The 12,309-nt window shown below is 73.8% G+C and carries 7 protein-coding genes; 1 reads left to right on the forward strand and 6 read right to left on the reverse strand.

Annotated features, from left to right (window positions below):
* The 6 genes from ACWDD7_RS33730 to ACWDD7_RS33755 form a co-directional block, all read right to left on the reverse strand.
* Positions 1-972, reverse strand: a complete 972-nt coding sequence (locus tag ACWDD7_RS33730) for an acyl-CoA desaturase (RefSeq protein WP_351870856.1) — start codon at positions 970-972, stop codon at positions 1-3.
* Positions 969-2,696 (reverse strand): fatty acyl-AMP ligase, encoded by a 1,728-nt coding sequence (locus ACWDD7_RS33735; RefSeq protein ID WP_450460185.1) that lies wholly within the window; start codon positions 2,694-2,696, stop codon positions 969-971. Before ACWDD7_RS33735 ends, ACWDD7_RS33730 begins: the two co-directional genes overlap by 4 nt.
* Positions 2,697-2,802: 106 nt before the next feature.
* On the reverse strand, positions 2,803-3,549 hold the full coding sequence (locus tag ACWDD7_RS33740; protein ID WP_450460186.1) for a thioesterase family protein: 747 nt from the start codon (positions 3,547-3,549) through the stop codon (positions 2,803-2,805).
* A gap of 174 nt (positions 3,550-3,723) precedes the next feature.
* Positions 3,724-4,614 (reverse strand): alpha/beta fold hydrolase, encoded by an 891-nt coding sequence (locus ACWDD7_RS33745; protein WP_450460187.1) that lies wholly within the window; start codon positions 4,612-4,614, stop codon positions 3,724-3,726.
* Between the two features lie 78 nt (positions 4,615-4,692).
* On the reverse strand, positions 4,693-5,925 hold the full coding sequence (locus tag ACWDD7_RS33750) for a cytochrome P450 (protein ID WP_450460188.1): 1,233 nt from the start codon (positions 5,923-5,925) through the stop codon (positions 4,693-4,695).
* A 704-nt stretch (positions 5,926-6,629) separates the two neighbouring features.
* Entirely contained in the window at positions 6,630-8,069 is a 1,440-nt protein-coding gene (locus ACWDD7_RS33755; RefSeq protein ID WP_450460189.1) for a DHA2 family efflux MFS transporter permease subunit, read from the reverse strand.
* A 597-nt stretch (positions 8,070-8,666) separates the two neighbouring features.
* On the opposite strand from ACWDD7_RS33755, the gene ACWDD7_RS33760 reads away from it, so the two are divergent.
* Entirely contained in the window at positions 8,667-12,218 is a 3,552-nt protein-coding gene (locus ACWDD7_RS33760) for an nSTAND1 domain-containing NTPase (RefSeq protein WP_450460190.1), read from the forward strand.
* The last annotated feature ends 91 nt before the right edge of the window (positions 12,219-12,309 follow it).

The following is a 12,309-nucleotide window of genomic DNA, read 5'->3' on the forward strand; positions in this document are numbered from 1 at the left end:
TCAACTCCCTTCCTCTCGGTTCGAAACGGACCGGGTCCCGGAGGCGTGCTCGGGGCGCATACGGTCGGGGTAACGCGCGTCGCGGACCAGCCCGACGGCGTCCAGGACCCGGATGACCGCACCCGTCGGGTCGATCTGCAGCAGGTTGTGCCGGTTGTGCGCCAGCGACGGCCGCGCGTGGTGGTTGTTGTGCCAGGAACCGCCCACCGAGATCGCCGCCAGCGGCGCGACGTTGCGGCTGGTGTCCCGGGTGCGGTACGGCCGGCTGCCCACCGTGTGGCCGATCGAGTTCACGGCCCAGGTGACGTGGTCCAGCAGGAAGATCCGGGCCAGCCCGCCCCACAGCAGCCCGCCCACCGCACCGCGGACCGTGCCCCCCGACAGCAGCCACCCCGCCAGGGCCGGCAGCACGAGACCGGCCAGCACCCACACGAAGTAGTACTGGTTCAGGCGCATGACGAGCCGGTCGCGGACCATGTCCGGCGCACGCCTGGCCCAGTCCTGGCGCTGCACGGTGAACAGCCAGCCCACATGCCCGTGCCAGAACCCGCGCAGCCGCCCGGACCAGCCCGGCCCCAGCGCGCGCGGCGAGTGCGGGTCCCCGTCGCGGTCGGTGAAGGCGTGGTGCTGGCGGTGGATGGCCACCCAGAACACCACCGGCCCCTGCGCCGCCATGCTCCCCGCGATGCCCCACAGCGTGGTGACGACCGGGCCGGCCGCGAACGAGCGGTGCGAGAAGAACCGGTGGAAACCGCCCTCCACACCCAGCGACGTGATCGCGTACATCACCACCAGCAGCAGCCCGTCCACCCACGTGAACCCGTACCGCACCGCGAACACGACCGCCGCCGCCGTACCCAGCGTGGGCACGCCCACGGTCACCCAGGCCAGCCTGCGCGCCCCGCGGTCCACCCCCGCCGCGGCCCCGGACCGCGCCGGCACCTCGCCCACTCCCGTCCGGACGCCGCTCATGACACGCCCGCCGCAGCGGCGCCCGCGAACGCCTTGAGGGTCCCCTCCAGGTACGCCTTGCGGGTGTCACGGCGCCGCACCTTGCCGCTCGTGGTCATCAGCACCGTCCCGGGCGGCCCGATGTGCACCCGGCCCGGCCGCACCCCGTGCTCCTCGGTCACCGCGGCGGTCACCCGCTCCAAAAGCTCCTTCTCCTTCAGCGCGAACTCCTTCGCGGTGCCGCGGAACTCGGCGACCAGGACGACCTCCTCCTCGTCACGCGCCTCGCTGCGCACGGCGAACGCGGCGATGCGGCGCAGGTCCTCGTCGGCGCGCAGCACCGAGTGCTCGATGTCCTGGGGGTGCAGGTTGCGGCCGCTGATGACGATGAGGTCCTTGAGCCGTCCGGTGACGAAGAGCTCCCCGTCGAGGAAGAACCCGAGATCGCCGGTGCGCAGATAGGAGCCGTCCGAGCCGGCGCTGGCGGGGCGGGCCCCGAAGGTGCTCGCGGACAGCTCGGGGCGCCCCAGGTAGCCGGCGGCCACGTTCGCCCCGCCGACCCAGATCTCCCCGACCTCCCCCTCCGGCAGGGTCGCGAGGGTGTGCGGGTCGACGACGAGGACCTCGTGGTTCTCGGCGACCACCCCGCAGCTGACCACGCCCACCGCGTCCGCGCCGTCCGGGTCCGCGGCGCGCCGCGCGTGACCGTGCTCCAGCGCGTCCTTGTCCAGCCACTCGGTGCGGATGCGGTCACTGGCCTCGGGCTTGCCGGAGACGAACAAGGTGGCCTCCGCCAGCCCGAAGCACGGGATGAAACTGCCCGCGTCGAACCCGACCGGCGCGAACCGCTCCCGGAAGCGGTCCATGGTGTTGCTGGAGACGGGCTCGCTGCCGCAGAACACCTGCCGCAGCCGGCTCAGGTCGAGCGTGGCCACCTCCTCGTCGCCGATGCTCTGCGCGCACAGGTCGAACGCGAAGTTCGGGCCGACCGAGATGGTCACCTTGTGGTCGGTGATCGCCTTCAGCCACCGGTAGGGGTCCTGCACGAAGTGGATCGGCGACAGCATGACCAGCGGCCAGCCGCCGTGCACGGCCAGCATGATGGTGCCCATCAGCCCCATGTCGTGGTACGGCGGCAGCCACGAGCAGCCGACGCGGTCCTCCTCGTAGCCCATGTGGGCGTCCAGGACCCGGCAGTTGCTCAGCAGGTTCTCGTGGGTCAGCACGATGCCCTTGGGGTCCCCGGTGGAACCGGAGCTGTACTGGATCAGCGCCGGCTCGACCGCGCGCAGCGGCACCTCGCCGCCCGGCTCCAGCCGGTAGAAGTCCGGCTCGGGGAAGATCCACTGCGGCCGCTCACCGCCGGCCGTGAGCTGCGCGTGGAACTGCTCGACCTGGCCGGCGAAGCGGGGGTCGGTGAGCACGGCGCGGGGCGCGCAGTCGTCGAGGACGGACAGGAAACGCGCGGTGGCGCGCCGCCCGAACGGCGGGAAGCACGGTACGGCGGTGCAGCCGGCCTGCATGATGCCGAACAGCCCGGCGACGTAGTCGAGTCCGGGGTCCAGCGCCAGCACGATCAGGCCGCCGTCGAGGCCGCGTTCGTGCAGGTGGGCGGCGACGGCGCCGGCGCGGGCGGCGAGTTCGCCGTAGGTCCAGTCGATCAGGTGGTCGCTGGTGCCGTCCGGCAGGAAGCGGAACGCGAGCCGGTCGGGAGTCTCTTCGGCGCGGTGCTGGAGGACGTGCACGAGCGAGGATCCGGCGGACGGTGGCAACGGTCTCACGGGAATACGGCCTTTCGTGTCGGTCTCGGTGCGGGACACGTGCGTGATCTCCGGTAGAACGCGGAGTGCGTCAGACGGCGCGGACCACCCGCAGCTGGTGGGCGCTGCCCAGGTGCGTCCCGTCCACGGACCAGGCGTCCACCTGCTCGTCCACCCAGCCGTCGGGCCCGGCGGCACGCGTGGTGGCCCGCAGCAGGATCCACGGGGAGGCGGCGCCGGCGAGCCCCGGGCCCGGGCGCACGGTCAGCTCGACGGTGGGCACGACGGCGAGCGTGGACAGGATCGCCGCGTAGGAGGGGGCGAGCGCGTCCATCAGCAGGACGAACCGCAGCACGTCCGGCGCCTCGTCGTCCTCCACCAGCCGTACCCAGGCGATCAGTTCGGGCACCGGGCCGCCCGCGTACGGGCGCGCCGGGCCGACGGGACGGATCTCCATGCTGGTGGCGATGGGCACGAACTCCGCCGGAATGGCGAACACCTCGCACTCCTGCGGCCGCGGCGCCTTCGGCGCCTCGGGCGCGACGGGCTGCCAGGAGCCCTCGCCGGGGCGGGCGAACACCGCGGACGCCTCGATCGCCGTCCCCTTCTCGCCCTGCGCCTGCGCGCGGACCACGCTGAGGGTCCGCCCGGCGCGCACGAGGGAGCTGTCGACGGTGAAGCCCGGGTCGACGGGCCGGTCGAACCGGCCGGTGACGCTCTGCAGTTCGAGCCCGGGGGCGTGCGCCCGCATCGCGGAGGTGAGCAGGGCGAGGGCGAGCCCGCCGTGGAACCCGCCGAACCCGCGCAGATGATCCTCCGCCTCAAGCCACCCGCTCACCGGTTTTCTCAGGAGGGCTCCCGGTGTCGCCCCGTCAGTGTTCAGCATGCGAAGACAGCGTCCAGTTCAGGTGTGGGGGTAAAGGGTCATCACGTGACCACCGCGCCGGGTGTCACGCGTGGTGCCTGCCGGGGGCGGGTCCGCGCACACGGGCCCGCCCCGGGCCGGAGGGTGTCAGCCGAAGAACTTGGTCAGCTCGGCCGCGACGGTCTCGGGCTGCTCTTCCACCATGTAGTTGCGGGTGTCCTTGACCTCGACCACGCGGACGTCGCTGCCGCAGGCCGGCAGCACCCGCCGCATGTAGTCGAAGAACCCGCCGTAGGCCAGGCCCAGTACGGGCACGGACAGCTTGCCGTAGCCGCGGAAGTCGTCGATGTCCTGCTGGTAGGCCTGGAACCAGGCCTGGCTGGACCGGATCGCCTCCGGCGAGTCGTACGCCCGCGCGTACACCTCCCGGTCCTCGGGCAGGACCGCGTCGGGGTTCACCAGGCTCAGGCCGAGCATGTAGTCGACCATGATGCGGTAGCGGCCGGCGAGCGCCTTCTCGGGGAAGCCGGGCACGATGTTGAAGGCGAGCCACCAGCGGTGCGGGCCCGGCTCCTCGGGCTTGGGCATGAGCCGGAATTCCTGGTAACTGTCGTCGATGTGCGTGGTGTTGATGATCGCCAGTCGCTCGGTCGCCGCCTCGTGGTTCGCGGCGTAGGCGAAGGCGACCATCGCGCCGATGCCGTGCCCGGCGATGTTGATCCGCTCGTAGCCGAGGTGCTCGGCCAGGGCACGGATGTCGCCGGCCATGCTCTTCTTCTCGTAACCGGAATCCGGCCGGCTGGAGCCGCCCATGCCGCGGATGTCGACCGCGACGACCCGGAAACGCTCCGCCAGCCGGGGCATCACCTTGCGGTACTCCCACCACGTCTCCGGCCAGCCCGGCAGCAGGAACAGCGGATCGCCCTGCCCGCCGGTCACATAGTGCAGCCTCACCCCGTTGACGTCGGCGTACTCGCTGGTGAAATCACCGTCCAGCGATGCCGCGAGTTCCTCGTCCGACGGTACGTTCGTGCCCATCTTCTGTGCTCTCCCTTGCTGTGGTGCGGGCAGCGGGGCCGCCCGCCGTACGGCTCTTGCGGGGGGCGGCGCGGAGGGTCAGCCGGCCGTGACGAGCAGCCGGCCGTGCCCGCGCTGGACGATCTGGTCACGGAACGTCGCCGGACCGGCGAGCCGCAGGGCGGGCAGCCGCCTGAGCAGCAGCGGCACGACCGTCTCGGCGGACATCCGCGCCAGCGCCGCGCCCAGGCAGAAGTGGGCGCCGCCGCTGAAGGTGAGCGGGCTGTTGTCCGCCCGGGCGGGATCGAAGACGCCGGGGTCGGTGAACCGGCGCGGATCACGGTTGCCCGCGGCGATGAGCAGGGTCAGCGGCACGCCCTTGGCGACCTTGACGCCGAAGAACTCCAGGTCCCGGGCGGCGACCCGGTTCAGGATCTGCGCGGCCGGCTCGAAGCGCAGCGTCTCGTCGACGAAGCCGGCCGCGGCCTTCTCGTCGGCGCGCAGCCGCTCGCCCTCGCCGGGGTGTTCGAGGGCGAGGCGGACCATGTTGCTGAGCAGGTCCTGCGGCGCCTCGGTGGCGGCCACCAGCAGCAGCATGAGGTTGGCGACCAGCTCGGTCTCGCTGAGCTCGCCGGCGGCGTCGCGGGCCTTGACGAAGGCGCTGGTCAGGTCGCTCGCGGGGTGCGCGCGGCGACGGGCGACCAGATCGTGGAAGTAGACCGCGAAGCGCTCCATCGCGGCGTCGCCCGCGGTCAGCTGGCCCATGTCGCGGATCGGCTCCAGGGTCAGCGTGATGTCGCCGACGCCGGAGCGGAACCCGGCGTGGTCCTCGTCGGGGATGCCGAGGAGTTCCCCGATGACACCGACGGCCATGCGGAAGGAGAACTCCGCGACCAGGTCGACCGGTTCGCCCCCGGCGGCGAGCCGCGCGACGTGCTCGACGGTGTCGGCGGCCCGGCGTTCGACCATGGGCCGCCAGTTCTCCACGCTGCGCGCGGAGAACGCGCTGGCGAAGAAGCGCCGGTAGCGCTCGTGGTCCGGGTCGTTGGCGAAGAGCATGTTCCGGGTCAGCCAGACCCAGGAGGCGTGCTCGCGCCAGCCGGGCAGCCTGACGTCCTGGACGGAGGCGTCGGTCGACAGCAGGTCCGGTTCGCGCAGCGCCCGCGCGCACTCGGCGTGGCCGGTGACGAAGAGGTGGGCCCCGCCGACGTCGACGACCGGCCCGTGGGCCCGCATCTGCTCATACAGGGGGTACGGGTTCTGCTTGCCCTCGAAGGACAGCAGACGGCCCATCACGTCGATGGGATCCGCCAGGGTTTCGGTGGGACTCACTCTCACTCCGGGTATTCGACGGCAGCCGGGCATGCGGTGCGTGCGGTACGGGGGTGTGTCCTTGCGGGCGGTACAGGGCGAGTTCGGAAATTGCCGGTCGTGCGCGGTACATCCGCGCCGTCCAGGGCCGTAACCCGGCCGGACACGCGGTTCGCGGTGCAATGGTGCAGAGCCCGAACTCAAGGGGCTCATCTGTACGTGGTCTACGCGGTCGAGTTGGAATGTCCAACCCGATTGTTCGAGCGACAATAACAATCTTCATCGCCCCCGGGCAATCCCTGCGATCAGCGGATACGCAAGAGTTACGCGCCGGTAAGGTCGTGTCCGCCGGGAATGTGTATCGACGGCGGGAACCCGGTCCGCCCAAACGCGAACGGCCGCACGGAATACGGCAGTCCGCCTCCGTGGAAGCAAAGACACCGTTGTCAGCGACCGGCCCCGCAATAGCCGGTTGGCACGCGTCATGTCTCCACGTATCGAACGGAGGTGACGGCTGTGAATCCGCTACTTGTCCACACGCCGAACGCGCCGCGCAAAACCGGAATTCACCGCACGCGGCCCCGGAAAAAACTGACGGCCGGTCAGATCCGTTGGATCTGACCGGCCGTCGGACCGTGCCGGGCGGTGTCCGCCTCACGTGCGCCCGCGACGCCCGGGGGTCCCGGCCGGGCGGCCGGCCTCACCCGCGGTCACCGGCGCGCCGCTCACGCCTCTTCGCCCGCCTCGGTCCGGCGCGGCGTCTTCCCGACGCTGCCGAGGAAGAAGCAGGCGAGCGCGGCGGCCGCGGTGGCCCCCAGGGTCATCTCCCAGCCCCGGTCGAAGGCGGCGCCCTGACGGGCCGTCGCACCGGAGGCGCCCATCGTCGCCACGAGCAGGGAGATGCCGAGCACGGTGCCGGCCTGCCGGGCCATGGTGATGACACCGGAACCGGTGGAGAAGCTCTGCGGCGGCAGCCCGGAGACACCGGCACTGATCAGCGTGGGCAGGGTCAGGCCCACGCCGATGCCGGTGAGCAGCATGCCGGGCAGCATCCCGGCCGCGTACCCGGTGCCCGGCTCCAGCCGGGTGAGCCACCAGGCGATGCCCGCGCCGAAGACGACGCACCCGGCGAAGGCGACGACGCCGGAACCGAAGCGGTGGATGACCGGCCCGATGCTCATGGCCAGCGCGGGCGGCAGCAGCGTGCCGGGGAAGATCGCCAGACCGGTCTTCACCGCCGACCAGTGCCACACGTCCTGGCACCACAGCACGGTCGACAGCAGCATGGCCGCGAACGCGACGGCGAACAGGACGTTGGTGAACGAAGCCGGGCTGAACGCGCGGAACTTGAACAGCGGCAGCGGCAGCACCGGCGAGCGGTGGCGGGCCGAGCGCACCACGAACCAGACCAGCAGCAGCGCCCCGAGCACGAGCGCGCCGATGAACCTCGCCGACGCCCAGCCCCAGTCGTCGCCCTTGACCAGGCCCAGCGCGACCGAGGCGATGGCGACCGTCAGCACCCCCGCGCCCAGCACGTCCGCCCGCGGCAGGTCCCGCGAGGGAACCCGCGGCAGCACCCGCAGACCGCCCAGCAGCGCCGCCACACCGATCGGCACGTTCACCAGGAACACCCAGTGCCAGCTCAGGTCCGTCAGCAGCCCGCCCAGCACCGGCCCGAGCGCGCTGGCCACACCGCTGATCGCCGTCCACCCGCGCACCGACGCGAGCCGCTTCTCGGGCGGCGCGGTCGCCAGCAGCAGCCCCAGCGACGACGGGATCAGCATCGCCGCACCGACCGCCTGCAGCACCCGCGCCCCGACCAGGAACCAGATCCCCGGCGCCAGCGCGCACAGCACCGACGAGAGCGTGAACAGCACGATGCCCGACAGGTAGGCGATCCGCGGATTGACCCGGTCCGCGAAATTGCCGGCCGGCACCAGCAGCGCGGCGAACACCACCGCGTACGCGTTCAGCACCCACGACAAGGACGCCAGCGACGTCCCCGAGAACTGGTGCCCGATGTCCGGCAGCGCCACATTGACGATGAACACGTCCAGGTTGGCCATGGCCACACCGGCGGCGATCACCGTAAAGACCACCCCGAGCCGCGGTCGGGCCTGCGGGGGACTGAGGGTATCGGCGGTCCGGCCGTCAGGGAGGCTCATGTTCGTCCCATCTCAGTTTGTATTTCCAACTCACTTCGCGCAGTGAAGCTAGCAACGAACGAACACACACGGCAACGCCGGCCACCGTGCTGTGACGAGGACCTCTCGGCACGTCAGACGCCCTCCGCCAGAGCGCTGACCACCCGTCAGACCCCAAAAGCCGCCATAGCGACCACACACGCCACCCGCCGGCCGGCCCACCCCGCCCACCACCGGCCCACAGACCCTCCCCGGCCCCTCCCGCACCCTCCCGCCCCCTCCCTCCCCCTCCCTCCTCCCGGTCATGGCGCCCCGGCCCGCCACCCTCGCCCGCGCACCCCGTCCCGGCACCGCGACCGTCCGGGTACGGCGGGCGGGCGGAGCGGCACCGCACGCCGCGCCCGCGCAGACACCCCGGCGGGCGGCGCCGGCACGACCCCGAGCCGCGAACCCGGCACCCCCGTACGCGTCTTCGCACCCCCGGCCGGGAGCCGCGGCCGTGGCCGGGACACGCCCGGCCCCCGCGCAATGGTTTGCCCCCGCACCCGGGCGCGCGTACCGTCTGCCGCCACCACGCCGCCTCCACGGGGGAAGCGGCGGCGCGCAGGAGAACTGCCGATGGCGGGGCGTCCGGAAAGCCCACTGGACCCGAGTGCCGGTCCTGTCGAACGGTTCGCGTCCGAGCTGCGCACGCTGCGGGCCCGGGCGGGAAGTCCCACCTACCGGCTGATGGCCCGGCGCACGGGGCAGGGGGCGAGCACCCTGTCGCAGGCGGCCGCGGGGGAGCGCCTGCCCACGCTGACGGTCGTCCTCGCCTACGTCCGCGCCTGCGGCGGCGAGGCGGGGGAGTGGACGCGGCGCTGGCGCGAGGCGGCCGCGCAGACAGCCGCCCGGCCCCGCACCGACGAGGACACCGAGCCCCCCTACCGGGGCCTGGCCCGTTTCGAACCCGCCGACGCCGCCATGTTCTTCGGCCGCGACGAGCTGACCGAGCGCCTCTTGCGGCACGCCGCGTCCCACCGCCTCACGGCGGTGTTCGGCCCGTCCGGCAGCGGCAAGTCCTCCCTGCTGCGCGCCGGCCTGATCCCCCGCCTGCGCGGCCCGGACACCCCCGCACCGCGCCCGGCCGCGATACGGGTCCTCACCCCCGGCGAGCACCCGCACCGCACCCACGCCGAGCGCCTGGAACCCGCCGCCGCAGACGGCGACACCTGGCTGATCGTGGACCAGTTCGAAGAGCTCTACACCCTGTGCACCGACCCCCTCGAACGCGAGCAGTTCATCGACCGCCTCCTGACCGCCACCGAACCGGCCCGCCGGCTGCGCGTCGTCCTCGCGGTCCGCGCCGACTTCCTGGACCGCTGCACCGCACACCCCCGGCTGACCGCCGCGCTGCAGGACGCCACCGTGCTGGCCGGCCCGATGAGCCGCGACGAACTGCGCGAGGCCGTCGTCAGACCCGCCCAGAAGTCCGGCCTGGTCGTCGAGCGCGCCCTGACGGCCCGCGTTCTTGAGGAGACCCGGGACGAACCCGGCGCACTGCCGCTCATGTCCCACGCCCTGCTGGAGACATGGCGCCGCCGCAGCGGCCGCACGCTCACGCTGGCCGCCTACGAGCTGACCGGCGGCGTGCACGGCGCCCTGAACCGCACCGCCGAGGACCTGTACGCGCGGCTCACCCCGCAGCAGGCCGAGGCCGCCCGGCGCATCCTGCTGCGGCTCGTCACCCCCGGAAAGGACACCCAGGACACCCGCCGCCCCGCCCCGCGCGACGAACTCGACACCGCCGCCCCGACCGGCACGGCCGACGTCCTCGAACGCCTCGTCAAAGCCCGCCTCGTCACGCTCGACGGACACACGGTCACCCTCGCCCACGAAGCACTGATCGCCGCCTGGCCGCGACTGGGCAAGTGGATCGACGAGGCCCGGGAACGCCTGCGGGTCCGCCACCGGGTCACCGAAGCCGCCCGCGCCTGGGAGGCCCTCGGCCGCGACCCCGGCGCCCTGTACCGCGGCACCCCCCTCGCCGCGGCCGAGGAGATGCTCGCCGGCACCGCAGGCGACCTGAACCGCCTGGAACGCGACTTCCTCACCAGCAGCGCGGCCGCCCGCGACCGTGAGCACCGCGCGGCCGCCCGCACGACCCGCCGCCTGCGCCACCTCACCGGCACCCTGTCCGCCCTGCTCGTCTGCGCCCTCACCGCGAGCCTGATCGCCTGGCACCAGTACCGGGCGAGCGAACACCGGCGCGGCCAGGCCCTCGCCGCACAGAAGACCGCCCTGTCCCGCCAGCTGGCCGCCCAGTCGGCGGCCCTCCTGGGCGACGACCCCGACCTCGCCTCGCTCCTGGCCGTCCAGGCCTACCGCACCCGCCCCACGGCCGAGGCCGCCTCCAGCGTCTACGCCGCGGCGGCCCTGCCCCTGCGCCACCGGCTCGGCGGACCCACCGCCCCCGTCAGCGCCGTGGCCTTCAGCCCCGACGGCCGCCGGGTGGCCGCGGGCGGCGTCGACGGCGCCCTGCGGCTGTGGGACACCCGGACGGGCACGCCCCGCCGCGCGCTCCCGGCTTTCGGGGGAGCGGTGACCGGCCTCGCGTACGGCGCCGACGGCCGTCTCGTGGCCGCCGGCGCGACCGGCGCCACCCTGCGGCTGAGGACCGCCGCCGCGGACGGGAGGACCTGGACCACCACCGGCCGGGCCGAAGGCGGGCCGGCCGCGCTGAGCCCCGACGGCCACGCCGTCCTCACGGGCGGCTCCCACGGCGCGCTGCGGCTGCGGGACACGCGGACGGGCACGGTCCGCCGCGTCCTGCCGGCTTTCGGGGGAGCGGTGACCGGCCTCGCGTACGGCGCCGACGGCCGTCTCGCCGCCGCCGCACCCGACGGAACGATCCGGGTGGCCGACCTCGTCCGCGGCACCACCCGCCTCGTCCGGCCCACGGGGATCGGCCCCCTGACCTCGATGAGCCTCAGCCCCGACGGCCGCCTCCTGGCCGCCGGCGGCCTCTCGGGCCGGACGGAACTGGTGGACACCGCCACAGGTCGGCTCCGCGCCCGGCTCACCGGCCACACGGAGCCGGTGCGCACGGTGACGTTCAGCCCGGACGGGCGCACGGTGGCCACCGGCGGCGACGACAGGACGGCGCGCCTGTGGGACACGGCCACCGGCGAGAACCGCGCCGTCCTGACCGGGCACGCCGACAGCGTGTCGGCGATGGCGTTCAGCCCGGACGGGACCACCCTGGCCACCGGCAGCCGCGACCGCACCGTCCGGCTGTGGGACGTCGCCCAGGAGATACCCGACGTCGTCCGGGCCGGGCCCGCCACCGTGTCGTCCATGGCGTTCACCGCCGACGGGCGCACCCTGGCGACCGGTGAAGCCGACGGAACGGCCCGCCTGTGGGACGCGGCCGGCGCACGGCCCCGCGGCGCCCGTTCCCTCGGCACCGGCGCGGTGACCTCACTGCTCCCCGGGCCGGGCGGCCGGATGCGGGCCGCACTGATCGGCGCGGACGGCCGTACCGTGCGCCTGCGCGACGCGAACGACCGCGCGCCGCGCACCGTGACGGACCCGGGCCCCCGCCCCGACACCCTGCTCGCGACGGCACTCGGCCCCGGCGGACGTGTCCTCGCCACCGGCGGGACCGGCGGGACCGTGCGGCTGTGGGACACGGCCACCGGCAGGAAACGGATCCTCCTCACCGGGCACACCGACGTCGTGACGGCCCTCGCCTTCAGCCGCGACGCGCACACGGTCGTCTCCGCCGGCGCCGACGGCACGGTACGCCTGTGGGACACGGCCACCGGCGCGAGCCGCGCCGTCCTCGGCGACACGGCGTCGTCGGTGGCACTGAGCCCCGACGGCCGCACCCTCGCCACCGGCCACGACGACGGCACGGTACGGCTGTGGGACCTGGCCACCCGCTCCGTCCGCGCCACCCTGCGGGGGCCGCGCCTGGCCGTGTCCGCGCTGGCCATCAGCCCCGGCCGGCCCACACTCGCCGCCGGCACCACCGACGGCACGATCCGGCGATGGCACCTGTACCTCCCCCGGCCGCCCCAGGCGGTCGACGGGATCTGCCGCGCCCTCCACCGCGACCTCACCCCCCAGGAACGCACCCGATACCTGAAGGGCCGGCCGCGGCCTCAGGGATGCCCGCCGGTGACCTGACCCGGCAGCCGGCCTGCGACCAGGCCGGGCTCCCCGCCCCCGCCCCGCCCCGCCAGGGCCGCGGCGCGTTCCGGTGCCGTGCTGACCGAGG

This window comes from Streptomyces sp. NPDC001056, from assembly GCF_053598955.1.

Coding starts and splice junctions, on each gene's coding strand:
- ACWDD7_RS33745 (WP_450460187.1), bottom strand. CDS start 4,614: ATGGGCACGAACGTACCGTCGGACGAGGAACTCGCGGCATCGCTGGAC.
- ACWDD7_RS33760 (WP_450460190.1), top strand. CDS start 8,667: ATGGCGGGGCGTCCGGAAAGCCCACTGGACCCGAGTGCCGGTCCTGTC.
- ACWDD7_RS33730 (WP_351870856.1), bottom strand. CDS start 972: ATGAGCGGCGTCCGGACGGGAGTGGGCGAGGTGCCGGCGCGGTCCGGG.
- ACWDD7_RS33755 (WP_450460189.1), bottom strand. CDS start 8,069: ATGAGCCTCCCTGACGGCCGGACCGCCGATACCCTCAGTCCCCCGCAG.